General features: G+C 59.0%; 38 protein-coding genes. 3 read left to right on the forward strand and 35 right to left on the reverse strand.

What is annotated here, in order from left to right; genetic code table 11:
• Positions 1 to 116 precede the first annotated feature (116 nt).
• From rplQ to rplC, 28 genes are all read right to left on the reverse strand, one after another.
• Complete coding sequence (rplQ, locus tag OIK44_RS22085) at positions 117 to 512, reverse strand: 50S ribosomal protein L17 (RefSeq protein ID WP_273673947.1); 396 nt, start codon at positions 510 to 512, stop codon at positions 117 to 119.
• A gap of 120 nt (positions 513 to 632) precedes the next feature.
• Positions 633 to 1,610: a DNA-directed RNA polymerase subunit alpha gene (locus OIK44_RS22090; protein ID WP_008444343.1), complete on the reverse strand. Its 978-nt coding sequence runs from the start codon at positions 1,608 to 1,610 to the stop codon at positions 633 to 635.
• 101 nt (positions 1,611 to 1,711) lie between these two features.
• The gene (rpsD, locus tag OIK44_RS22095) at positions 1,712 to 2,335 is read right to left on the reverse strand and encodes a 30S ribosomal protein S4 (RefSeq protein WP_273673953.1); all 624 of its coding nucleotides are present in this window, start codon (positions 2,333 to 2,335) and stop codon (positions 1,712 to 1,714) included.
• Positions 2,336 to 2,578: 243 nt separating this feature from the next.
• Positions 2,579 to 2,983 carry a 30S ribosomal protein S11 gene (gene rpsK / locus OIK44_RS22100; RefSeq protein WP_010394475.1) on the reverse strand — a complete coding sequence of 135 codons (405 nt, stop codon included), beginning with the start codon at positions 2,981 to 2,983 and terminating at the stop codon, positions 2,579 to 2,581.
• A gap of 17 nt (positions 2,984 to 3,000) precedes the next feature.
• Positions 3,001 to 3,366 (reverse strand): 30S ribosomal protein S13, encoded by a 366-nt coding sequence (rpsM, locus tag OIK44_RS22105; RefSeq protein WP_038497004.1) that lies wholly within the window; start codon positions 3,364 to 3,366, stop codon positions 3,001 to 3,003.
• Between the two features lie 14 nt (positions 3,367 to 3,380).
• On the reverse strand, positions 3,381 to 3,494 hold the full coding sequence (gene rpmJ / locus OIK44_RS22110) for a 50S ribosomal protein L36 (protein ID WP_010394471.1): 114 nt from the start codon (positions 3,492 to 3,494) through the stop codon (positions 3,381 to 3,383).
• 41 nt (positions 3,495 to 3,535) lie between these two features.
• Entirely contained in the window at positions 3,536 to 3,754 is a 219-nt protein-coding gene (infA, locus tag OIK44_RS22115; protein ID WP_005663428.1) for a translation initiation factor IF-1, read from the reverse strand.
• Positions 3,755 to 3,772: 18 nt separating this feature from the next.
• Positions 3,773 to 5,107, reverse strand: coding sequence for a preprotein translocase subunit SecY (secY, locus tag OIK44_RS22120; protein ID WP_273673996.1), 1,335 nt, complete (start codon positions 5,105 to 5,107; stop codon positions 3,773 to 3,775).
• Between the two features lie 32 nt (positions 5,108 to 5,139).
• Complete coding sequence (rplO, locus tag OIK44_RS22125; protein ID WP_273673997.1) at positions 5,140 to 5,571, reverse strand: 50S ribosomal protein L15; 432 nt, start codon at positions 5,569 to 5,571, stop codon at positions 5,140 to 5,142.
• Positions 5,572 to 5,602: 31 nt separating this feature from the next.
• On the reverse strand, positions 5,603 to 5,782 hold the full coding sequence (gene rpmD, locus OIK44_RS22130; RefSeq protein ID WP_010394435.1) for a 50S ribosomal protein L30: 180 nt from the start codon (positions 5,780 to 5,782) through the stop codon (positions 5,603 to 5,605).
• Positions 5,783 to 5,792: 10 nt separating this feature from the next.
• Positions 5,793 to 6,311: a 30S ribosomal protein S5 gene (rpsE, locus tag OIK44_RS22135; protein ID WP_273673999.1), complete on the reverse strand. Its 519-nt coding sequence runs from the start codon at positions 6,309 to 6,311 to the stop codon at positions 5,793 to 5,795.
• A gap of 12 nt (positions 6,312 to 6,323) precedes the next feature.
• Positions 6,324 to 6,686, reverse strand: a complete 363-nt coding sequence (gene rplR / locus OIK44_RS22140; RefSeq protein WP_071079767.1) for a 50S ribosomal protein L18 — start codon at positions 6,684 to 6,686, stop codon at positions 6,324 to 6,326.
• Positions 6,687 to 6,699: 13 nt separating this feature from the next.
• The gene (gene rplF / locus OIK44_RS22145) at positions 6,700 to 7,233 is read right to left on the reverse strand and encodes a 50S ribosomal protein L6 (protein WP_273674000.1); all 534 of its coding nucleotides are present in this window, start codon (positions 7,231 to 7,233) and stop codon (positions 6,700 to 6,702) included.
• Between the two features lie 10 nt (positions 7,234 to 7,243).
• Positions 7,244 to 7,639 (reverse strand): 30S ribosomal protein S8, encoded by a 396-nt coding sequence (rpsH, locus tag OIK44_RS22150; protein ID WP_273674001.1) that lies wholly within the window; start codon positions 7,637 to 7,639, stop codon positions 7,244 to 7,246.
• Positions 7,640 to 7,653: 14 nt separating this feature from the next.
• The gene (rpsN, locus tag OIK44_RS22155) at positions 7,654 to 7,959 is read right to left on the reverse strand and encodes a 30S ribosomal protein S14 (protein WP_273674003.1); all 306 of its coding nucleotides are present in this window, start codon (positions 7,957 to 7,959) and stop codon (positions 7,654 to 7,656) included.
• Between the two features lie 4 nt (positions 7,960 to 7,963).
• Complete coding sequence (gene rplE, locus OIK44_RS22160) at positions 7,964 to 8,503, reverse strand: 50S ribosomal protein L5 (RefSeq protein WP_273674005.1); 540 nt, start codon at positions 8,501 to 8,503, stop codon at positions 7,964 to 7,966.
• Positions 8,504 to 8,509: 6 nt separating this feature from the next.
• The gene (gene rplX, locus OIK44_RS22165) at positions 8,510 to 8,824 is read right to left on the reverse strand and encodes a 50S ribosomal protein L24 (protein ID WP_273674007.1); all 315 of its coding nucleotides are present in this window, start codon (positions 8,822 to 8,824) and stop codon (positions 8,510 to 8,512) included.
• 9 nt (positions 8,825 to 8,833) lie between these two features.
• Positions 8,834 to 9,202, reverse strand: a complete 369-nt coding sequence (gene rplN / locus OIK44_RS22170; RefSeq protein ID WP_008444317.1) for a 50S ribosomal protein L14 — start codon at positions 9,200 to 9,202, stop codon at positions 8,834 to 8,836.
• Between the two features lie 221 nt (positions 9,203 to 9,423).
• Positions 9,424 to 9,696, reverse strand: coding sequence for a 30S ribosomal protein S17 (gene rpsQ / locus OIK44_RS22175; protein WP_273674009.1), 273 nt, complete (start codon positions 9,694 to 9,696; stop codon positions 9,424 to 9,426).
• Positions 9,693 to 9,884 (reverse strand): 50S ribosomal protein L29, encoded by a 192-nt coding sequence (gene rpmC / locus OIK44_RS22180; RefSeq protein ID WP_273674010.1) that lies wholly within the window; start codon positions 9,882 to 9,884, stop codon positions 9,693 to 9,695. Before rpmC ends, rpsQ begins: the two co-directional genes overlap by 4 nt.
• 12 nt (positions 9,885 to 9,896) lie before the next feature.
• The gene (gene rplP / locus OIK44_RS22185; RefSeq protein ID WP_038497037.1) at positions 9,897 to 10,316 is read right to left on the reverse strand and encodes a 50S ribosomal protein L16; all 420 of its coding nucleotides are present in this window, start codon (positions 10,314 to 10,316) and stop codon (positions 9,897 to 9,899) included.
• Between the two features lie 2 nt (positions 10,317 to 10,318).
• A complete protein-coding gene (rpsC, locus tag OIK44_RS22190; protein WP_273674012.1) occupies positions 10,319 to 11,143 on the reverse strand; it encodes a 30S ribosomal protein S3 in 825 nt (274 codons plus the stop codon).
• A gap of 9 nt (positions 11,144 to 11,152) precedes the next feature.
• The gene (rplV, locus tag OIK44_RS22195; protein ID WP_198292082.1) at positions 11,153 to 11,485 is read right to left on the reverse strand and encodes a 50S ribosomal protein L22; all 333 of its coding nucleotides are present in this window, start codon (positions 11,483 to 11,485) and stop codon (positions 11,153 to 11,155) included.
• Positions 11,482 to 11,757 (reverse strand): 30S ribosomal protein S19, encoded by a 276-nt coding sequence (gene rpsS, locus OIK44_RS22200; protein ID WP_008444295.1) that lies wholly within the window; start codon positions 11,755 to 11,757, stop codon positions 11,482 to 11,484. Before rpsS ends, rplV begins: the two co-directional genes overlap by 4 nt.
• 10 nt (positions 11,758 to 11,767) lie before the next feature.
• Positions 11,768 to 12,595 (reverse strand): 50S ribosomal protein L2, encoded by an 828-nt coding sequence (gene rplB / locus OIK44_RS22205; RefSeq protein ID WP_273674013.1) that lies wholly within the window; start codon positions 12,593 to 12,595, stop codon positions 11,768 to 11,770.
• Positions 12,595 to 12,912 carry a 50S ribosomal protein L23 gene (rplW, locus tag OIK44_RS22210; RefSeq protein WP_273674015.1) on the reverse strand — a complete coding sequence of 106 codons (318 nt, stop codon included), beginning with the start codon at positions 12,910 to 12,912 and terminating at the stop codon, positions 12,595 to 12,597. The genes rplB and rplW overlap by 1 nt, the downstream gene beginning before the upstream one ends.
• The gene (rplD, locus tag OIK44_RS22215; protein WP_273674016.1) at positions 12,909 to 13,529 is read right to left on the reverse strand and encodes a 50S ribosomal protein L4; all 621 of its coding nucleotides are present in this window, start codon (positions 13,527 to 13,529) and stop codon (positions 12,909 to 12,911) included. Before rplD ends, rplW begins: the two co-directional genes overlap by 4 nt.
• A gap of 3 nt (positions 13,530 to 13,532) precedes the next feature.
• The gene (gene rplC / locus OIK44_RS22220) at positions 13,533 to 14,189 is read right to left on the reverse strand and encodes a 50S ribosomal protein L3 (RefSeq protein WP_273674017.1); all 657 of its coding nucleotides are present in this window, start codon (positions 14,187 to 14,189) and stop codon (positions 13,533 to 13,535) included.
• Positions 14,190 to 14,566: 377 nt separating this feature from the next.
• Here rplC and OIK44_RS22225 point away from each other — a divergent pair, with 377 nt between their 5' ends.
• Complete coding sequence (locus OIK44_RS22225) at positions 14,567 to 15,355, forward strand: PEP-CTERM sorting domain-containing protein (protein ID WP_273674018.1); 789 nt, start codon at positions 14,567 to 14,569, stop codon at positions 15,353 to 15,355.
• Here the strand turns inward: OIK44_RS22225 and OIK44_RS25725 are convergent.
• Positions 15,283 to 15,582, reverse strand: a complete 300-nt coding sequence (locus OIK44_RS25725) for an inner membrane CreD family protein (RefSeq protein WP_420213879.1) — start codon at positions 15,580 to 15,582, stop codon at positions 15,283 to 15,285. The two genes, OIK44_RS22225 and OIK44_RS25725, sit on opposite strands and share 73 nt — an antisense overlap.
• A gap of 1 nt (position 15,583) precedes the next feature.
• Between OIK44_RS25725 and OIK44_RS22235 the strand changes: the two genes are divergently transcribed.
• Together OIK44_RS22235 and OIK44_RS22240 are read left to right on the forward strand one after the other, a co-directional pair.
• Positions 15,584 to 16,378: a PEP-CTERM sorting domain-containing protein gene (locus OIK44_RS22235; RefSeq protein WP_273674020.1), complete on the forward strand. Its 795-nt coding sequence runs from the start codon at positions 15,584 to 15,586 to the stop codon at positions 16,376 to 16,378.
• Between the two features lie 168 nt (positions 16,379 to 16,546).
• Positions 16,547 to 17,317: a PEP-CTERM sorting domain-containing protein gene (locus tag OIK44_RS22240; protein WP_273674022.1), complete on the forward strand. Its 771-nt coding sequence runs from the start codon at positions 16,547 to 16,549 to the stop codon at positions 17,315 to 17,317.
• A 22-nt stretch (positions 17,318 to 17,339) separates the two neighbouring features.
• Here OIK44_RS22240 and creD read toward each other — a convergent pair whose 3' ends face one another.
• The 6 genes from creD to OIK44_RS22270 form a co-directional block, all read right to left on the reverse strand.
• Positions 17,340 to 18,764 (reverse strand): cell envelope integrity protein CreD, encoded by a 1,425-nt coding sequence (gene creD / locus OIK44_RS22245; RefSeq protein ID WP_273674024.1) that lies wholly within the window; start codon positions 18,762 to 18,764, stop codon positions 17,340 to 17,342.
• Positions 18,765 to 18,973: 209 nt separating this feature from the next.
• Positions 18,974 to 19,369 (reverse strand): hypothetical protein, encoded by a 396-nt coding sequence (locus OIK44_RS22250; protein ID WP_273674026.1) that lies wholly within the window; start codon positions 19,367 to 19,369, stop codon positions 18,974 to 18,976.
• A 97-nt stretch (positions 19,370 to 19,466) separates the two neighbouring features.
• A complete protein-coding gene (gene creC, locus OIK44_RS22255; protein ID WP_273674028.1) occupies positions 19,467 to 20,888 on the reverse strand; it encodes a two-component system sensor histidine kinase CreC in 1,422 nt (473 codons plus the stop codon).
• A complete protein-coding gene (gene creB, locus OIK44_RS22260; RefSeq protein ID WP_273674030.1) occupies positions 20,885 to 21,577 on the reverse strand; it encodes a two-component system response regulator CreB in 693 nt (230 codons plus the stop codon). Before creB ends, creC begins: the two co-directional genes overlap by 4 nt.
• 135 nt (positions 21,578 to 21,712) lie before the next feature.
• Positions 21,713 to 22,030: a 30S ribosomal protein S10 gene (gene rpsJ / locus OIK44_RS22265; RefSeq protein WP_038497056.1), complete on the reverse strand. Its 318-nt coding sequence runs from the start codon at positions 22,028 to 22,030 to the stop codon at positions 21,713 to 21,715.
• A 176-nt stretch (positions 22,031 to 22,206) separates the two neighbouring features.
• A partial coding sequence (locus tag OIK44_RS22270) for an EF-Tu C-terminal domain-related protein (protein ID WP_456057495.1) occupies positions 22,207 to 22,333 on the reverse strand: 127 nt, incomplete at its 5' end.

Consider the following 22,333-nt stretch of genomic DNA (forward strand, 5'->3'; position numbering starts at 1 on the left):
AACAGCTTGCCGGGCCGGCGGAAAGCAGAATAGTACACCCGGGCAAGCGAGCGTGCTCCCCGAACGCAAAAAAGCCAGGCTCGGCCTGGCTTTTTCTTGACTACAAGGCCACTGAATTACTCAGCGACGACTGCGTCTTCCACTGCGGTGACTTCTGGACGGTCCAACAGCTCGATGTAAGCCATAGGCGCGTTGTCGCCGACGCGGAAACCCATTTTCAGGATACGCAGGTAACCACCGTTACGGTTGGCGTAACGCGGGCCCAGTTCGGCGAACAGCTTTTGCACGATTTCGCGGTCGCGCAGGCGGTTGAAGGCCAGACGCTTGTTTGCCAGGGAGTCGGTTTTGCCCAAGGTCAGAATCGGCTCAATAACGCGGCGCAGTTCTTTTGCTTTTGGCAGGGTGGTTTTGATCGCTTCGTGACGCAGCAACGAGACCGTCATGTTGCGCAACATTGCCAGACGGTGGGACGAGGTACGATTCAGTTTACGGAGGCCGTGACCGTGACGCATGGTAAATCCTTTCGGTGAGTGTTCATCCAGTTCTTCGATCGACCATGCGGGCATGGTCGCGGACCGGTTGTAAAAAATGAAAGCCCGGAGCACCTGCCCCGGGCCGTTTGCTGCAAAAAATTACTTCTCCAAACCGGCAGGCGGCCAGTTTTCCAGCTTCATGCCCAAGGTCAAGCCGCGCGAAGCCAGCACTTCCTTGATTTCGTTCAGGGACTTGCGGCCCAGGTTCGGCGTCTTCAACAGTTCGTTTTCCGAACGCTGGATCAGGTCGCCGATGTAGTAGATGTTTTCCGCTTTCAGGCAGTTCGCCGAACGCACCGTCAACTCCAGGTCGTCGACCGGACGCAACAGGATAGGATCGACCAGCGGGGCGCGCGATGGCGCTTCGGCGGCCGCTTCCGTGCCTTCCAGGGCGGCGAACACGTTCAACTGGTCGACCAGCACGCGGGCCGACTGGCGGATCGCCTCTTCCGGCGAGATCACGCCGTTCGTTTCGATGTTGATGATCAGCTTGTCCAGGTCGGTACGCTGTTCGACGCGGGCCGATTCAACGAAGTAGGACACGCGGCGCACCGGCGAGAACGAAGCGTCCAGGATGATGCGGCCGATCGTCTTGTTGGTGTCTTCCGACAGGCGGCGCACATTGCCCGGCACATAGCCGCGGCCTTTTTCAACCTTGATCTGCATGTCCAGCTTGCCACCGGCCGTCAGGTGGGCGATCACGTGGTCAGGGTTGATCAGTTCGACGTCGTGCGGCAGGTCGATGTCCGAGGCCAGGATCGCGCCTTCGCCTTCTTTTTTCAGGGTCAGGGTCACCGAATCGCGGTTGTGGACTTTGAAGACCACACCCTTCAAGTTCAGCAACAGATCGACGACGTCTTCCTGCACGCCATCGAGGGAGGAATATTCGTGTACCACTCCGGCGATCGTCACTTCGGTCGGCGCGTAGCCTACCATCGAAGACAACAATACGCGGCGCAACGCGTTACCCAATGTGTGGCCGTAGCCGCGCTCGAAGGGCTCCATCACGACTTTGGCGTGACCGGCACCGAGGGCTTCAACATCGATAATACGTGGCTTCAACAAACTGTTTTGCATGAAATGTCCTTTTCAATACCCTCGGCTCATTACACCGATAAGGCTGATGGCATTGGTAAAACGCCCACTCGGCGGGAGTGGGCGGGGGTCAGGCTAAGCGATTAACGCGAGTACAATTCGACGATCAGCGATTCGTTGACGTCGTTAGCGATTTCGTTACGCTCTGGCAGGGACTTGAAAGTACCTTCCATTTTCTTGGCATCGACCGACACCCAGCTAGGCATGCCAACTTGTTCGGCCAGCGACAGCGCTTCCAGGATACGCACTTGCTTTTTCGATTTTTCACGAACAGCGATGACGTCGCCGGTTTTCACGGAGTAGGAAGCGATGTTGACAACGATACCGTTCACGGTGAACGCTTTGTGGCTGACCAGCTGGCGCGCTTCGGCGCGGGTCGAGCCAAAGCCCATGCGGTAGCAAACGTTGTCCAGACGGGTTTCCAGCAACTTCAACAGCGTTTCGCCGGTGTTGCCTTTACGACGGTCCGCTTCGGCGAAGTAGCGGCGGAATTGACGTTCCAGCACGCCGTACATGCGCTTGACTTTTTGCTTTTCGCGCAGTTGGTTGCCGTAGTCCGAGGTGCGGGCGCCGGATTTGACACCGTGTTGGCCTGGCTTGACGTCCAGTTTGCACTTGGAGTCCAGCGAGCGGCGTGCGCTCTTCAGGAACAGGTCTGTACCTTCACGGCGGGAAAGTTTTGCTTTAGGTCCGATATAACGTGCCACGGTGCTTCCTTTTTTTAAATGATAACGCCCCAGCCACACGCGCGCTCATGCACGCTGCGGTTAGGCGCTAGTCTGGTCGAGCTGCTACCAGACGGTGGCTGAAAACGAAAAACCCGCCGAACGAATCCGACAGGCAACAACAGCCGGGCAGTATAACCGTTTCCGGCCCCCTGCTCCAGCGATTTTGTGCTAACAACAAACGACAAGAGCAGCTGGCGCTCGCGCGCCCTCTGCTGTTGTGTCTTAGATACGACGACGCTTCGGCGGACGGCAACCGTTGTGCGGTACCGGCGTGACGTCCTGGATCTCGGTGATCTTGATGCCCAGGTTGTTCAACGCGCGAACGGCGGATTCGCGACCAGGGCCTGGGCCCTTGATGCGCACTTCCAGGTTCTTCACGCCGCACTCGACAGCGACCTTGCCGGCGGCTTCCGCGGCGACCTGCGCTGCGAACGGGGTCGATTTGCGCGAACCCTTGAAGCCAGCGCCGCCCGAGGTTGCCCACGACAGTGCATTGCCTTGACGATCGGTGATCGTGATGATCGTGTTGTTGAACGAAGCGTGGACATGCGCGATGCCTTCAGCGACGTTCTTTTTTACTTTTTTACGCACGCGTGCCGATGCGGCGTTATTTTGCGACTTAGCCATAATTATTCCCTAGCGGATTATTTTTTCAGCGATTGAGCGGCTTTACGCGGTCCCTTGCGGGTACGTGCGTTCGTACGCGTACGCTGACCACGGCAAGGCAGACCCTTGCGATGGCGCATGCCGCGGTAGCAACCCAGATCCATCAAACGCTTGATGTTCATCGAGATTTCACGACGCAGATCGCCTTCGACGATGAATTTACCTACTTCATCGCGCAGTTTTTCCAGTTCGCTGTCATCCAGATCTTTGATCTTTTTGTTCGTCGCTACGCCGGTCGAAGCGCAGATTTTTTCTGCGCGGGGACGGCCAACACCGTAGATGGCGGTCAGGCCAATAACAGTGTGCTGATGATTTGGGATATTAACCCCTGCAATACGTGCCATTTGTTATTCCTCGATTAACCTTGACGCTGCTTGTGACGCGGTTCCACGCAGATAACGCGGACTACGCCTTTGCGCTTGATGATCTTGCAGTTGCGGCAGATCCGCTTGACTGATGCGAGAACTTTCATTTTTGGGCTCTTTCTTTCGCTTCTTTGGTTTGATTCACGTGTTACTTGGTGCGGAACACGATGCGTGCTCGGCTCAGGTCGTACGGCGTCAACTCCACCGTCACCTTGTCACCAGGAAGAATGCGAATATAGTTCATCCGCATTTTACCTGAAATATGCCCGAGCACAACGTGTCCGTTCTCCAGCTTCACTCGAAATGTTGCATTTGGGAGATTCTCAAGAATCTCGCCCTGCATCTGTATGACGTCGTCTTTTGCCATTCGGTATGTTTACCGCGCTTATCGCGTCGGAATTCCGCCCTTGAAATTTGCTTTGCGCAGCAGCGATTCATATTGCTGCGACATCACGTAGTTTTGCACCTGGGCCATGAAATCCATGGTCACAACCACAATAATCAATAAAGAAGTACCACCGAAGTAGAATGGTACCTTCCACTGGGCTTGCATAAATTCCGGCAACAAACACACCAAAGTGATGTAGACGGCGCCGGCGAGCGTCAAACGTGTCAGGATCTTGTCGATGTAACGGGCAGTCTGCTCACCGGGACGTATCCCTGGCACAAAGGCCCCGCTCTTCTTCAAGTTATCCGCCGTTTCCTTGCTGTTAAATACCAGCGCTGTATAGAAAAAGCAGAAGAACACGATTGCCACCGCGTACAACAGCGCATGGATAGGCTCGCCGGGCGCCATCGATGCAGCCAAATCTTTCAAGAACCGCACCGCAGGGTTAGCGTTGTCGGCGCCCTTGGAAAACCAGTCCACGATAGTGGCCGGGAACAAGATGATCGAAGAAGCAAAGATCGGCGGGATCACGCCGGCCATGTTCAACTTCAGCGGCAGATGACTCGTTTGCCCGCCGTAGATCTTGTTACCCACCTGGCGCTTCGCGTAATTGACCAATATTTTGCGTTGACCGCGCTCGACGAAAACGACGAAGAACGTGACCGCCACCACCAGCGCCATGATGAAAATCAGGGCGACGCTGCTGATCGACCCGCTCGACACCAGGGAGAACAAACCACCCAGTCCGGCAGGCAAACCGGCGGCAATCCCGGCGAAGATGATGATCGAGATGCCATTTCCCAAGCCGCGCTCGGTAATTTGCTCGCCCAACCACATCAAAAACATTGTTCCGGTCAACAGCGTAACGACCGTCACGAAGCGGAATGCAAGACCAGGCTCCAATACCAGACCAGCTTGCGACTCCAGGGCGACTGCAATGCCTAACGCTTGAAACGTGGCCAGCGCAACCGTGAAATACCGGGTGTACTGCGTTATCTTGCGGCGGCCTGCTTCGCCTTCTTTTTTCAACGCTTCCATCTGCGGCGACACGATCGACAGCAACTGCATGATGATCGAGGCCGAGATGTAAGGCATGATACCCAGCGCAAACACTGTGAAACGGGACAGGGCGCCACCCGAGAACATGTTGAACATGCCCAGGATGCCGCCTTCGTTCTGTTTAAACAGCAAGGCCAATTGTGTCGGGTCTATCCCGGGAACCGGGACGTGAGCACCGATACGATATACCACCAATGCGCCAAGCAAAAACCACAGCCGTCCCCAAGGGAAACCGGCCGCTGCACTTTTAGCAAGTTGTGGATTAGTCGCCAATTTTCGCTCCGATCAAGCTGTTAGCTGTCAACTCAGGCTACCGAGCCGCCAGCCGCTTCGATGGCCGCTTTCGCGCCAGCGGACACTTTCAAGCCCTTCAAATTCACCGCCTTGGTGATTTCGCCGGACAAGATCACGCGCACGTCGCGGGCCAACACGCCCAGCACGCCAGCTTGCTTCAAGACCAGAATGTCGACTTCGCCAACGGCCAGGTTGTTCAAATCGGACAGGCGCACTTCAGCTTTGAAGGTGGCGTGCATCGATTTGAAACCGCGCTTAGGCAGACGGCGTTGCAGAGGCATCTGACCGCCTTCGAAACCGACTTTATGAAAGCCGCCCGAACGCGATTTCTGACCCTTGTGACCGCGGCCGGCGGTCTTACCGATACCGGAGCCGATACCACGACCCACGCGACGCTTTGCGTGTTTGGCACCGACTGCTGGCTGAATAGTATTCAATTCCATGTTTTTGCTCCGTTCGATCAAGCCCGTAGGCTTAACCGACAACTTTAACGAGATACGATACTTTATTGATCATGCCGCGTACGGATGGGGTGTCTTGCAACTCGGAAACCGAGTTAACCCGACGCAGACCCAGACCGCGCACGGTCGCGCGATGCGATTCGCGCGTACCGATCAAGCCCTTGACCAATTGCACTTTGACTGTGTTTGTCATTTTGTCCGCCTTAAGCCAGAATGTCTTCGACCGACTTGCCGCGTTTGGCGGCGATGTCGGCAGCAGTACTCATTTTTGCCAAGCCGTTCAATGTGGCGCGCACCAGGTTGTACGGGTTCGACGAGCCGGTGGATTTCGCCACCACGTCCGTCACGCCCATCACCTCGAAGATCGCGCGCATTGCGCCGCCGGCGATGACGCCGGTACCAGGCTTGGCCGGGTTCATCATCACTTTCGACGCGCCGTGACGGCCCGTGACGGTGTGATGCAGCGTACCATTCTTGAGCGGCACCTTGATCAGGTTGCGGCGGGCTTCTTCCATTGCCTTTTGCACACCAACCGGCACTTCTTTCGACTTGCCCTTACCCATGCCGATGCGGCCATCGCCATCACCGACCACGGTCAGCGCGGCGAAACCCATGATGCGACCACCCTTGACCACTTTGGTCACGCGGTTGATCGCGATCATTTTTTCGCGCATGCCGTCATCCGGCTTGTCGCTTTGCATTTTCGCTTGCATTTTTGCCATGACGATTCTTCCTTAGAACTTCAGACCGGCTTCACGCGCGGCTTCTGCCAACGCCTTCACACGGCCGTGGTAACGGAAACCGGAGCGGTCAAACGCGACTTCGGTAATCCCTGCTTTCAATGCTTTTTCAGCGACGCGCTTGCCGATCAGTGCTGCAGCGGCGGCATTGCCGCCCTTGCCGGATTGGCCTGCCAGTTCGGCGCGCACTTCGGCTTCGGCGGTCGAGGCCGACACCAGGATTTTCGCGTCCGGGCTGATCAGGTTGGCGTAAATGTGCAGGTTGGTGCGGTGCACCGACAGGCGATTTACTTTCAATTCCGCGATCTTGATGCGGGTTTGGCGTCCGCGGCGAAGCCGTGATTCTTTCTTATCCATCGTCAGCCCCTAATTACTTCTTCTTGGTTTCTTTAAGCTTGACCACTTCGTCCGCATAACGGACGCCCTTGCCCTTGTATGGCTCAGGAGCGCGGTAAGCGCGAACTTCGGCGGCAACCTGGCCCACCTGTTGACGATCGATGCCCTTGATCAGGATCTCGGTCGGCGTCGGGGTGGCGCACGTCACGCCGGCCGGCATGTCGTGCACTACAGGGTGCGAAAAGCCCAGGGACAGGTTCAACTTGTCGCCTTGCGCTTGCGCCTTGTAACCCACGCCCACCAGGTTCAGCTTTTTCTCGAAACCCTTGGTGACGCCCGTGACCATGTTGTTGACCAGCGCGCGCAGCGTGCCGGACATGGCATTGGCTTCACGGCTGTCGTTGGCGACGTCGAAACTGAGGGTTCCTGCATTGTTTTCAACTTTGACCAGGCCGTTCAGGGCCTGGGAAAGCACGCCCAATGGGCCTTTTACGGTGATCGCGGCCGCGGAGATGGCGACTTCGGCGCCAGCTGGGACAGCGATCGGCATTTTAGCTACTCGAGACATGTGTAACTCCTTAAGCCACGTAGCAAATAACTTCGCCGCCGACACCGGTAGCGCGTGCTTTGCGGTCGGTCATGACGCCTTGCGGAGTCGACACGATCGCCACACCCAAGCCATTCATCACGGTAGGGATCTCGTCCTTGCCTTTGTAGACGCGCAGACCCGGACGGGACACGCGCTCCAAGCGCTCGATGACGGGACGGCCAACATAATACTTCAAACCGATCTTGAGTTCCGCTTTGCCACCGGCTTCGGTGACGGCGAAATCTTCAATGTAACCCTCGTCCTTGAGGACGTTGGCAATCGCAATTTTGACTTTCGACGATGGCATGGCCACGGTCGTTTTCTGAACGCCTTGGGCGTTGCGAATGCGGGTCAGCATATCGGCGATAGGATCGCTCATACTCATTGCTTATTCTCCTATTACCAGCTTGCTTTTGTCATACCCGGAATTTCACCACGCATGGCGAATTCACGGAGCTTGATACGACCCAGACCGAATTTACGGAATGTGCCGCGCGGACGACCAGTGATGGCGCAACGGTTACGTTGGCGCGTCGGGTTCGAGTTACGTGGCAGCGCCTGCAGTTTCAGGCGCGCTTCGTAGCGCTCTTCTTCCGATTTCGACTGGTCATCAACGATGGCCTTCAGCGCAGCGCGCTTGACGGCGAACTTAGCCGCCAGGTCAGCACGCTTTTGCTCACGGTTAATCAGTGCCAATTTTGCCATGATCTCAGTTTCTGAACGGGAATTTAAAGGCGGCGAGGAGCGCTTTCGCTTCGTCGTCGGTCTTAGCAGTTGTCGTGATGCTGATATTCATACCGCGCAGCACGTCAATCTTGTCGTACTCGATCTCAGGGAAGATGATCTGTTCCTTGACACCGATGTTGTAGTTGCCGCGACCGTCGAATGCACGGCCGGACACGCCACGGAAATCGCGCACGCGCGGCAGGGCCACGGTGATGAAGCGATCCAGGAACTCGTACATGCGAGCGCCGCGCAGCGTGACCATGGTACCGATCGGATAACCTTCACGGATCTTGAAACCGGCAATTGCCTTGCGTGCCTTCGTGACGACTGGCTTTTGGCCAGCGATCTTGGTCAGGTCGCCAACTGCGTGTTCAATGATCTTTTTATCCGCGACCGCTTCGGAGAGACCCATGTTCAGGGTGATCTTCGTCAGGCGCGGAACTTCCATTGCCGATTTGTAGCCGAATTTGGCGACCAGATCAGCAACGACCTTTTCTTTATAGAATTCTTGGAGACGGGCCATGATCTCTTAAACCTTCACTACTTCGCCGGAGGACTTAAAGACGCGGACTTTTTTGCCGTCGACTTCTTTGAATCCTACGCGATCTGCCTTGCCAGTCGCTGCGTTGAACAACGCAACGTTGGACACGTGAATTGGCATGGTCTTGTCGACGATACCACCAGTTACGCCAGTCATCGGGTTCGGTTTCACCGCTTTTTTGGCGATGTTGATACCGTCAACCACGATATGTTCAGCGTCGATACGCTGCTGAACCACACCACGTTTGCCCTTGTCTTTCCCGGTCAGAACGATGACTTCGTCGTTTTTACGAATCTTATCCATTACGACTCCTTACAGGACTTCCGGTGCCAGGGACACGATCTTCATGAACTTCTCAGTGCGCAGTTCGCGCGTGACAGGCCCAAAAATACGTGTACCAATCGGTTCCAGCTTGGCGTTCAACAGTACGGCGGCGTTGCCGTCGAACTTCACCAGGGAACCGTCTTGGCGGCGAACACCTTTGGCGGTGCGCACTACCACAGCGTTATAAATTTCACCTTTTTTGACACGGCCACGTGGCGCAGCGACCTTGACGGTCACCTTGATCACATCGCCAATGCCTGCATAACGGCGCTTGGAACCGCCCAACACCTTGATGCACATCACTTCTTTTGCACCGGTGTTGTCAGCCACTTCGAGCCGGCTTTCAGTTTGAATCATAGTATTCTCTTTCCCAACTTAAGCCGAAGAATCCACACAATTGTAGAACCACGGTCAGTCTTGGTCCCGCCAGATCCGCTCATGCAGAGCGTAACTGTTTGGGTGCATGACCTTCATACATCTACTGACCGCGGCCTACTGTCTGTGGCCAGACACTTTGCGGCGTTACATGAACGAAGCCCGCAAGTATTACATACAATACGCGGGCCTGCAAGAACTAATTAGACAGTCGCTGCCGCTTGTACCACACGGGTAACTGTCCACGCCTTGGTTTTCGAGATCGGACGACCTTCCTGGATCTCCACCGTGTCACCGGCTTTGACTTGGTTGGTTTCGTCATGCGCGTGATACTTGTTCGAGCGCATGATGATCTTGCCGTACAAAGGATGCTTGACGTGGCGCTCGATCAGAACGGTGACGGTTTTATCCATCTTGTCCGAAACCACTTTGCCGATCAGCGTGCGCTTGAGCGGCTTTTTCACTGGATCGTTCATTTGGCTTCCTTCGTATTCATGACCGTCTTCACACGCGCGATATCGCGGCGTACCTTCTTGAGTTGCGAAGTGTTGCTCAGCTGTTGCGTCGCGATTTGCATACGCATGCCGAACTGTGCCTTCAACAAATCATTCAGCTCTTTTTGCAGAGCTTCCTGGTCTTTGCCGCGGAGTTCAGTTGCTTTCATATTCAACTCCAATTATTGGCCAACTTGGCGAACGACAAAGGTCGTCGCCAGTGGCAGTTTAGCGGCGGCAAGACGGAAAGCTTCCCGTGCCAGCGCTTCGTCAACGCCATCCATTTCGTACAGTACTTTGCCGGGCTGAATTTCAGCGACGTAGTACTCAGGATTACCTTTACCGTTACCCATACGAACTTCAGCTGGCTTGTTCGAAATCGGCTTGTCCGGGAAGATGCGGATCCAAATGCGGCCGCCGCGCTTGATGTGACGGGTCATTGCACGACGCGCCGCTTCAATTTGACGCGCAGTGATACGACCGCGTGCAACCGCTTTCAAACCGAATTCGCCAAACGACACGGCGGTGCCGCGCGAGTGGGAAATACCGGTGTTGCGGCCCTTCTGCTCTTTACGATACTTTCTGCGTGCTGGTTGCAGCATGATTATTCTCCTGCTTTCTCAGCTGGTGCAGCAGCGCCGGCCGGTTTCGCGGCGGTGCGCACACGTGCAGCACCTGGTGCTGTGGATGGTTTCGCGCCAGCGGGTGCGCGAGGGCGGCCGGAAGGCTTGCCATCGTCACGGCGCGGACCGCGGCTCTTCTTCTCGTCAGGCGGGGTATCGATGACTGGTGCGTCGCCGTTCGGCGCGCGGTCACCCTTGTATACCCAAACCTTGACACCGATGATGCCGTAGGTGGTCGACGCTTCGCTGGTGCCGTAGTCGATATCGGCGCGCAGGGTGTGCAGAGGCACGCGGCCTTCGCGATACCACTCTTTGCGGGCGATTTCGATGCCGTTCAGGCGGCCGGACGACATGATCTTGATGCCCAGGGCACCCAGACGCATGGCGTTTTGCATGGCGCGCTTCATGGCGCGGCGGAACATGATGCGTTTTTCCAGCTGCTGGGCGATCGAATCGGCGATCAGCTGCGAGTCGATTTCCGGCTTGCGGATCTCTTCGATGTTCACGTGCACGGGCACGCCCATGATCTTGGTCAGGGCCGACTTCAGTACTTCGATGTCTTCGCCTTTTTTACCAATGACCACGCCTGGACGCGAGCTGTAGATCGTGAAGCGCGCGTTCTTCGCTGGACGCTCGATGACGATGCGGCCGACGGAGGCGTTCTTCAGTTTCTTTTTCAGGTAGGCGCGCGCTTTCAGATCTTCGTTGAGCATGGCGGCGAAATTACCGTTGCCAGCGTACCAACGCGATGCCCAGTTACGGGTTACCGAAAGGCGAAAGCCTGTTGGATGTATCTTCTGTCCCATCGTGACTCCTTAGTTGCCGACAGTCACGTAAATGTGACAGGATTGTTTCGAGATACGATCACCCCGGCCCTTAGCGCGTGCAGTGAAGCGCTTCAGGACTGGACCCTTTTCGACGTAGATCGTCGTGACTTTCAGCTCGTCGATGTCGGCGCCATCGTTGTGCTCGGCATTCGCGATGGCGGATTCCAGAACACGCTTGATGATCGCAGCACCTTTTTTCGGGCTGAATTGCAAGATGTTGAGTGCTGCGTCAACTTTCTTGCCACGGATCAGGTCAGCCACCAGACGACCTTTTTGGTCCGACAGGCGCACACCTTTGAGGATAGCTTTAGTTTCCATTATTTCTTAGCCTTTTTGTCAGCTGCATGGCCCTTGAACGTACGGGTCAGTGCGAATTCGCCGAGCTTGTGACCAACCATGTTTTCGGAAACATACACCGGCACGTGCAGCTTGCCGTTATGCACCGCGATCGTCAGGCCGATAAAGTCAGGCATGATTGTCGAACGACGCGACCAGGTTTTGATTGGCTTTTTGTCTTTGGCAGCTTGAGCAGCCTCAACTTTTTTCACCAGGTGGGCGTCACAGAACGGCCCTTTTTTCAATGAACGTGTCATGTGCTACCCCTTATTTCTTGCCGCGGCGCGAAACGATCATGGAAGTCGTACGCTTGTTACGGCGTGTCTTCTTACCCTTCGTCTGTTGGCCCCAAGGCGACACTGGATGACGACCAGCTGCTGTTTTACCTTCACCACCACCGTGCGGGTGATCGACCGGGTTCATGACCACACCGCGGACGGTAGGACGAACACCGCGCCAGCGCATCGCGCCAGCCTTACCGATCTTGCGCAGGTTGTGCTCGCCGTTGCCGACTTCGCCAACCGTGGCGCGGCACTCGATGTGCACGCGGCGCACTTCGCCGGAGCGCAGACGCACCTGGGCGTACACGCCTTCGCGGGCCATCAGCACCACGCCGGCGCCGGCCGTGCGCGCCATCTGTGCACCCTTGCCTGGCAACATTTCGACGCAATGCATCGTCGTGCCGACTGGGATGTTACGGATAGGCAGGCAGTTGCCCGACTTGATAGGCGCTTCCGCACCGTTCATCACGGCGTCGCCAACGGACATGCCCTTGGTCGCGATGATGTAGTGGCGCTCGCCGTCGGCGTAGCACAACAGGGCGATATTCGCGGTACGGTTTGGATCGTATTCGATACGTTCCACTTTCGCCGGAATGCCATCCTTGGTGCGCTTGAAGTCGATCAAGCGGTAGTGCTGCTTATGACCACCGCCGATGTGGCGGGTGGTGATGTGACCGTTGTTGTTACGACCGGCGGTCTTGGATTTTTTCTCAACCAGGGCTGCGAACGGACGACCTTTGTACAGGTCGGCGTTGACAACCTTCACCATGCCGCGACGGCCTGGCGAGGTTGGTTTCATCTTAACGAGTGCCATTATGCAGCCTCCTCGGAGAAGTTGATTTCCTGGCCAGGCTTCAGGCACACGAAAGCACGCTTGGTATGGTTACGACGACCGTTGAAACGACCGCTGCGCTTCTGCTTACCTTCACGGTTGGCAGTTTGCACGGACAGCACTTCAACTTTGAACAGCAGTTCGACCGCTGCCTTGATCTCAGGCTTGGTTGCATCCGGCAGTACGCGGAAGACAATTTGCTCGTTCTTTTCCGCGACCATGGTGGCCTTTTCGGAAATGACCGGCGCCAACAGCACCTTCATCAAGCGTTCTTCGCTATGTTTCAAAATCGCGCTCATGCCAACATCTCCTCAATCTTAGCCAATGCCAGCTTGGTGATCAGGATCTTTTTGTAGAACACCAGGGACATCGGGTCTGCGTGACGTGGCTCAACGACGAGCACGTTAGGCAGGTTGCGCGATGCCAGTTCCAGGTTTTCGTTCAACGTATCAGTGATGATCAGGACGGACTCAAAACCCATGCCGGTCAGCTTTTGCGACAGCAATTTGGTTTTTGGCGCGTCGATCGTCAGATCTTCGATCACAGTCAGGCGGTCTTCACGAGCCAGCTGGGACAGAATCGAGCAGATACCTGCGCGATACATCTTTTTGTTCACTTTGTGGGTGAAGTTCTCGTCGGGCGAATTAGGGAAAATCCGTCCGCCGCCGCGCCACAGTGGCGACGACGACATACCAGCACGCGCGCGGCCGGTACCTTTTTGGCGCCATGGCTTTTTCGTCGTGTGGTGAACTTCTTCACGGTCTTTTTGCTTGCGGTTACCGCTACGTGCATTCGCCTGATAGGCGATGACGACTTGGTGGATCAGCGCTTCATTGTAGTCGCGGCCGAAAATAGTATCGGCAGCGGCGACATTGGAGCCGGCTTGACCTTGCGCATTCAGAAGCTTGAGTTCCATCGTTTAAGCTCCCTTCTTGGCTTTGGTTTTGATGGCTGGCGAGACGACTACCTGGCCATTTTTCGCGCCTGGAACCGCACCTTTAACCAGCAGCAGCTGGCGGTCGGCATCGATACGGGCGATTTCGAGGTTTTGCATCGTACGGGTAACGTCACCCAGATGACCGGTCATGCGCTTACCAGGGAAAACGCGACCTGGATCTTGTGCCATACCGATGGAACCTGGAACATTGTGCGAACGCGAGTTACCGTGGGTCTGACGACCGGAAGCGAAGTGGTAACGCTTGATAACGCCGGCGTAACCCTTACCGATGGTAACACCTTGCACGTCAATCTTTTGACCGACTTCGAACAGGGAAGCGGCAACGACGTCGCCAGCTTTCAGTTCGGCAGCCTTGGCTGCGTCAACGCGGAACTCTTTCAACAGAGTACCTGCTTCGACACCGGCTTTAGCGTGGTGACCAGCGACAGCCTTGTTCACGCGGGAAGCGCGACGTTGACCGAATGCGACCTGAACAGCGGAGTAACCATCTGTTTCAGTTGTTTTGATTTGCGCAACACGGTTGTTCGATACGTCCAACACGGTGACAGGAATCGAATCCCCTTCGTCCGTGAAGATGCGCATCATACCAACCTTGCGACCGAGAAGGCCTAGGCTCATTTTTTCTCCATTCCCACCTGCGATTGGGCGGGGCTTGTTTAACTACAAAGTAACGTAGGATCCAAAAAAAGACGAATCCATACCGAAGCCGGCAAGTGTAGCGTGAAAAGACCCTTGACGCAACAACTAAATACGGGGTATGTCAAAGCGCCACAGCCGGCGCAGGCGGGCGTGGCGGGCGGGGCCGACGAGGGGGCCGAGGCGGGCGCGCAACAGTGCCGCGCCGCGCATGCGGAATGCGCAGATATGACTATCTTTTAAACAATAAAAATATGACAATAGTGAGGCAAAAGACAGCATTGCCAGCACCGTTAGCGACACGGCGGCAAGGTCCGCGCCGCAACGGCTCCTTCTCTTCCACCATGAACGAGGACACTATGCGATCTCTACCAGCAACTGCCGCGGCGGCGCTCGGCGCCGCCGTCTTATCACTGGCGGGCGGCAACGCCTTCGCCTACCCCGACACCGGCTCCGGCGGCAAGGCCGGCGCCCGCCTCACCGGCGTGCGCTTCGGCGTCATCGACCTGAGGCTGGACGACGGCCAGGCCGCCGGCTTTTCCACCGTGGCCGGCAACTCCGAACTGCGGGTCTGGCATGGATGGCCGGATGGCGTGAATCGCCTGGACCTGCCGCCGCTGCAGGCGGGCCAGGTAGGCATCACCGATTGGTCGAAGACCGTCGCCGGCACCCTGGGCAACTATGGCGAATTGTATGCCAACGCCGAAGTCAACTACGGAAACTATGACGGCAACGATCTCGGCTCCTCGGCGATGCAACGCCTACAGATCACGCTGGCGCCCCATTCCGCGCTCTCCCTTGCGGGCACGGCAAGCGCCTCCGCGCAACGCGATCCGAATTGGCCGGACCACCACAACGAAATCTCCAGCGCGTACAGCACCATCTTCATGCGGAGCGTCAGCTCGCCCGACGTTAGCGTCAGCTATCAGCAGCGGGTCGACTCCTCCAAGCCCTACTTCGCATCCGAAGACTTCATGCTGGTCTATGCCAACCCCAGCGACCGCCCCCTGCTCCTCACCGTGCAATTCGACACAGGGGCATACGCGACCTCGCCCAGCATTCCCGAGCCGGGCGGCTATGCCATGATGGGCGCGGGCCTGCTGCTCATCGGCGCGCTCGGCAGACGCAAGCGCGGCGCCCGGGCTTGACCGGGCGCCGGCGCGCCGTCCGCTAGCGCGGCTTGCGCGGCGCCGGCGCCTTTGCCGACCTGATACCAGTCGACCTTGCGGGTCGCCACCATCAGCGCCGCCAGCACGACGAACAACAGCAGACTGCCCGTCACCAGGGCATTGCTTTCCGGGTTAGGCAAGCCGTACAGGGCGCCGCACGGCAGGCCGAGGCCGCGGCGCCTCCCTATCTTCCACCACGAGGACACGATGCGATCTCTATCAGCAACTGCCGCGGCGGCGCTCGGCGCCGCAGTCTTATCACTGGCGGGCGGCAACGCCGTCGCCCACCCCAGCACCGGCACCGGCGCCAAGGCCAGCGCCAGCCTCACCGGCACGCACTTCGGCGTCATCGACCTGAAGCCGGACGACGGCCAGGCCGCCGGCTTTTCCACCGAGGCCGGCGACGCCCAACTGCGGATCTCGTACAGATGGCCGTATGGCTGGAAGAGCCTGGACGTGCCGCCGCCCCAGGCGGGCCGGCTCAGCATCGGCGATGGATCGAAGACCTTCGCCGGCACCCTGGGCAACTACGGCGACCTGTACGCCAACGCCGAAATCGACTACGCACACTATGAGGGCAACGAACTCAGCCCCATGGCGGCGCAGCGCCTACAGATCACGCTGGCGCCCCATTCCGCGCTGTCCCTAGCGGGCACGTCAAACGCTTTCACACAACGCGATCCGCATTGGCCGAACACCCTCTACGCCGCCCGCGCGGCCAACTCCATCACCATCAGCAGCTTTAGCTCGCCCAGCCTCAACGTCTACTTTTCGCACTATGCCCGGCAAAACGCGCCCGGCCTGGACTCCAAAGACTTCATGCTGTTCTATGCCAACCCTAGCGACCAGCCATTGCTCATCTCGGTAGATTTCTATGTCGGAGCATCCGCAACCATCCCCAGCATTCCCAGCATTCCCGAGCCGGGCAGCTATGCCATGATGGGCGCGGGCCTGCTGCTCGTCGGCGCACTCGGCAGACGCAAGCGCGGCGCCCGGGCTTGACCGGACGCCGTACAGCAGGCCGGGGTCCGGCAGCAGATCAATGCTCAAGTACAACTACCTTTTAGATAATTAAGTATGACGATAGTGAAGCAAAAGACAGCACCGTTAGCGGCACGGCGGCACGCTCCGCGCCGCGTCGCGTCCCTCTCCCCCCACCACGAGGACACTATGCGATCTATACCAGCAACTGCCGTGGCGGCGCTCAGCGCCGCAGTCTTATCACTGGCGGGCGGCAACGCCGTCGCCTACCCCGGCGCCAAGGCCAGCTCCAGCCTCACCGGCGTGCACTTCGGCGTCATCGACCTGAGGCCGGACGACGGCCAGGCCGCCGGCTTTTCCACCGTGGCCGGCGACGCCCAACTGCGGACCATGTATAGATGGCCGGATGGCAAAGACAGCCTGGACGTGCCGCCGCTCCAGCCGGGCCAGATCGGCAGCGATGGGTCGACGGCCTTCGCCGGCACCCTGGGCAACTATGGCGGCTTGTACGCCGGCGCCGAAATCAACTACGCGACCTATGACGGCAGGGAGCACATCGCCACGGCGGACCAGCGGCTGACGATCACGCTGGCGCCCCGTTCCGCGCTGTCCCTTGCGGGCACCTCAAACGCTTCCGCACAACCCGATCTGGGGGGAGTAAACCTCTTCAACACCGCCAGCGTGGACAACTTCATCGACATCAGGAACTTCAGCTCGCCCAGCGTCTACGTCAGCTTTAAGCACTGGGCCGACTCGCGCTTCCTCGGCATCGAATCCAAAAACTTCGCGCTGATCTACGCCAACCCCAGCGACCAGCCATTGCTCATCGAGGTAAATTTCAGAATCGAAACACACGCAAGCACCCCCATCATTCCCGAACCAGGCAGCTATGCCATGATGGGCGCGGGCCTGCTGCTCATCGGCGCACTCGGCAAACGCAAGCGCGGCACCCGGGCTTGACCGGGCGCCGGCCCGCCGTCCGCTAGTGCGCGGCTTGCACGGCGCCGTCGGGCGACGCATCCGGCGCCGGTGCGGCGCCCTTGCCGACCTGATACCAGTCGACCTTGCGGGTCGCCACCATCAGCGCGGCGAGCACGGCGAACAGCAGCAGGCTGCCCATCACCAGGGCATTGCTTTCCGAGTTCAGCAAGCCGTACAGGGCGCCATACAGCAGGCTCAGGCCCAGGCCGAAGCCGAGGCCGCGGCGCCAGTCGCCCAGCACGTGGCTGAGGTAGAAGCCGATCAGCACGATGCAGGCGGCGCTGGCCAGCAGGTAGGCCGCCAGGAAGGCGATGTGCTCGGACAACCCCACCAGCAGCAGGAAGAAAACCACCAGCGCCAGACCCACCAGCAGATACTGGATCGGGTGGATCGGCAATTGCTTGAGGATTTCGAAAACGAAGAAGGCGGCGAAGGTCAGCGCGACGAACAGCAGGCCATACTTGGTGGCGCGGTCGGCCTGGGAATACACGTTGACGGGCTCGATAAAGGCGACGTGGAAGCGGTCCAACTCCAGCGGGGGGACGGCCGCCGCCTGGCCGGCCGCGGCGGCGGTGGCGCTCTCCATCAGGTTCACCTGCGCCTGGGCATTCGTCGCCAGCGAGGAGATGCCCCAGTTGACGCTGAAACCGCTTGCGTCGATGCGGCGCTGCTTCGGCGACGGCAGGAAACGGCCGCCGAATTGCGGGTGCGGCCAGTTCGACTTCAGCGCGAACTGGTTGTTCTTGGCGATCGGCACGAAGTTCTGCCGCTCGATGCCGTCCAGGCCCAGGTCGAAGGAGAACTTCACCTGCGCCCCGGAGCTCAAGTCCAGCGCCGCCAGCGGCGCGTGCAAGCCGCTCTTGAAATATGCCAGGCCGGTGCCCTGCTCGAACTCGATCATCTGGCCGCCCCAGTTAATCTTCGGAATGTTGCGGATGCCGCGCACGTCCTCGATCGACAAGGCGATATAGGGCTGGCCCAGGGTGATGCGCGAGTGCGCGCTCTCGCGCGGCAACTCGTCGCGCTTGGGCAGCGTGAAGTCGCCGGCGATGCTGTGCTGGCCGCTGTAGACCAGCACCTGGTGGATGCCGCGGTAACGGCGCTCCGTGTCGATGCTGCCGTTCACCCTCAACTCGCCGGGAAAGACCAGCATGGTGCGGCGCACGGAACGGCGCAGCGTCTCGGCCTTCTTGCCCAGATCGTTGCTGGTGGTCACCTGCTCTTCATACTCGTCGGTGTAGGGCTGCACCAGCACGGGGCCGATCACGGTTTGCTCGCGCACGGAGTCGTTGGCGATGCTGCGCACGGCCTCGTCGCGGAAAAACATGCGCTGCTTGATCGTCGATTCGATCATCAGCAGCGGGATGCCGATAAGCAGCGTCAGGCCGACGACGAGCAGGGTTTTGAACAACAGGGTTTTTTGCATGGCGTATCCATCCTTTAAGGTGACGCCAGTGTAGAAAACGCCTGTGCGCTAAGTATGCGCTCCGTGTGAAGCGAATTAGCAGGCCGGATAGTTCGACAAAGATGAAGACCTGCACGAATCAATTCATTTTTGCCAGATACGATGACGCAAGCATTGTGGACGGATGAGCGCAGCCTCTCCTCAATCATTACCATAAAAACAACGCCAACTCATCCTCGGTAGCGGCGATACAGCGAAGCAATTTCAGAGCCCATCGCTGTTGCCATTGGACATAGCACCCACGCAACCTTACCCGCCTCAGCAGGATGAAAGTACATTGTCGCAACCGCAAACACAGCGAGAATTATTGGAATTAAAAAAATGGCTTTCATCATAAAATCTCCCAACGATGACGTATCCACTTCCGCATCTCCAGGTAGATCTACATTATGGATTTTCGAGGTATACATCGAACCGGCAAAACCGCCAACGATGCAAAGCAGGGAAGCACTCAACCAGCCCGTCATCTCGCCACTAGGCGCATTTTTATAAACTGCAATCGCTGTCGCCACCCAACAAACAAAATTAACCTGCAAACGATAACTATCCAGATGTTTTGCCAGCATCTACTTTTCTCCTTAAAATTTACGGCTCATAAATACACTGTAAAGAGTGACACATCCGGCCGAGTTCGAAGGAAAACTTGACGCTCGCCGCCGTGCCTCAGGAAAGCGGTAGTCGCAGCGTGGCGCAGGCGCCGCCGGCGGCGCCGTTGCGCACCTCGACCGTGCCCCGGTGCAGCGCCATCACCTCGCGCACGAAGGGCAGGCCCAGGCCGCTGCTCTTGGCGCCGTCCGGCCGCGGCAGCGAATAGAAGCGCTCGAACAGGCGCTCCTGCGCGTAGGCGGGGATGCCGGCGCCGCCGTCGCGCACGCTGATCTCGGCGTGGCGGCCGCTGGCGCCGGCCGACAGCGCGATGGCGCTGCCGGGCGGCGCGAAGTCGATGGCGTTGTCGAGCAGGTTGCCGATGGCCTGGCGCAGCAGCAGCGCGTCGCCGTGCAGGCTCAGGGCGTCGGTGCGCACCTCCAGGCGCAGCCCGCGGGCCGCCAGCCGGGCCGCCACGTCGGCGCCGGCCTGGGCCAGCAGGGCCGCCACGTCGACGCGCTCGGGCGCCGCCAGCCGCTGCTGCTTTTCCACCCGCACCAGGGCCAGCAGCTTGTCGATCAACTGCTTCTGGCGCGCGTTCTGGTTGAGGATGTTGGCGAGGAAGTGGCGCCGCTCGGCTTCCGGCATGTCCTCCTGCAGCAGCTCGGCCGAACCCTGGATCGCGGCGATCGGACTCTTCAGCTCATGGGCCAGCGTGTGCATCAGTTCCTCGACATACTCCTTGCCTTCGAGCTTGTCGCGCATCGCCTCAAGGGCGCGTCCGAGCGTGCCGATCTCATTGTTGCCCAGCGCCGGCAGGGTCGCCTTGCGGCCCGCCTCGACCTCGCCGATGTAGTGCATCAAGCGGCGCAGCGCGCGCCCCAGCCAGTAGGCGAAGGCGATGCCGATCAACAGCGACAGCAGCAACAGCACGGCGCCGCGCTGCAGGATCTTCTGCTGGCTGCGCTCGACGAAGACCTGCACGCTGGAATTCGGCTTGGCCACCGTCAGCACACCGATGATGCGGGCGCCGTCCATGATGGGCGCGGCCACGTGCATCACGGTCGAGGCGTCGTCGTCGGGCCGGGAGCGGGTGCTGCGCGCGCCGTATTTGCCCTGCAGCGTCAGCTTGACGTCGTTCCAGCGCGAGTAATCCTTGCCGGTGTCGCGGCCGGTGGAATCGAACAGCACCATGCCGCGGGCGTCGGTGATGTAGACGCGGTAGTCCAGCGTTTCCTTGGCGACGCCGCTGATCTTCGCGTCGACCTTGCGCCCGGCGTAAGCCTGCATGCGCGTGGCGATGGCGGATTGCTGCAGGCGCCCCGCCCTGACGTCGTCGGCCACCAGGTCGGCCAGCAACTGGGCCGTGTCGACCAGCGTATCTTCCTGGGTCGCGCGCACGCCCGGCTTGACCTGCTCGACGAAGACGTTCAGCAGGAACCAGGCGGCCAGGCCGACGATCAGGAAATAGCCGAGCAGGATGCGCAGGCCTATCTTCATGCCAGGCTCAGGCTATAACCCATGCCGCGGTGGGTGTGGATGGGGTCGCAGGCGGCGTCGATCAGGCGCAGCTTGGCGCGCAGCGACTTGATGTGGGCGTCGACGGTGCGGTCCAGGGTGTCGGGCGCGTCGCTCCAGACCCGGTCCATCAACTGCGCCCGCGAGAGCACGTGGCCGGGATGCTCGACCAGCGCCTTCAGCAGCAGGTATTCGTAGCGGGTCAGGTCCAGCGCCTGGCCGCAGAACAGGATGCGCGCCTCCAGCTGGCGCAGCACGAAGCGCGCCGGCGGCGCCGGCGCCGGCGCGGCGGCGGGCGGCGTCACGCGGCGCAGGATGACGCGGATGCGCGCCACCAGCTCGCGCGGCGAGAACGGCTTGGTGACGTAATCGTCGGCGCCTATCTCCAGGCCGACGATGCGGTCGATCTCGTCGCTGCGGGCGGTCAGGAAGATCACCGGCACCTCGGAAAACTGGCGCAGCCGGCGGCACACTTCCAGGCCGTTCATGTCGGGCAGGCCGATGTCGAGCACCACCAGGGCCGGCGCCGCGCCCTGCGGCTCGCGCATGACCGCCAGCGCCTGCGCGCCGAGGACAACGTGGCGCGGCGCGAAGCCGTCGGTGCGCAGCGCGTAGGCGATGCTGTCGGCGATGGCCGGCTCGTCCTCGACGATCAGGATGGTGTCAGGCATGGCTCGATTCTTTTCAGATGCAAGGATAATAGGAGTGCCGCAAGCCGCCCCGTAAACGACATCGGGGCCGGGGCTGCTCTTGCGAACAGGCCCGGCCCCGATTGGCTGACGGGAAACCCGCCGGCTCAACAACGCTTATTGCAGTTTGATTTCAACATCGACGCCAGCTGGCAGGTCCAGCTTCATCAGCGCGTCAACCGTTTTGTCCGTAGGATCAACGATGTCCATCAGGCGCTGGTGGGTGCGGATTTCGAACTGGTCGCGCGAGGTCTTGTTGACGTGCGGCGAACGCAGGACGTCGAAACGCTGGATGCGGGTTGGCAAAGGTACTGGACCCTTGACGACGGCGCCGGTGCGCTTCGCGGTTTCCACGATTTCCAGGGCCGATTGGTCGATCAGTTTGTAATCGAAGGCTTTCAGGCGGATGCGGATTTTTTGATTTGGTGTAGACATGGTATTTCCTTAAAAGAACGAACCGGGCGAACCTTCCGCGCGCGGCAATGAGTAAAGCTCAGGCTTGGGGTCGATATGATACCACCGAACAGGGCGGTAAACACATGTCGCCGCATTTTTCATCTGATACGACAAGGCCGGCGCGAGCCGGCCTTGTCACAGCGCTTGATTAAAAATTAAGCGATGATTTTTGCAACCACGCCGGCGCCGACGGTACGGCCGCCTTCGCGGATAGCGAAGCGCAGACCTTCTTCCATCGCGATCGGGTTGATCAGCTTGACGGTGATCGACACGTTATCGCCT

Origin of the sequence: Janthinobacterium fluminis (assembly GCF_028595325.1) — a bacterium.
In the GTDB taxonomy this organism is placed as follows: Bacteria; Pseudomonadota; Gammaproteobacteria; order Burkholderiales; family Burkholderiaceae_D; genus Janthinobacterium; species Janthinobacterium fluminis.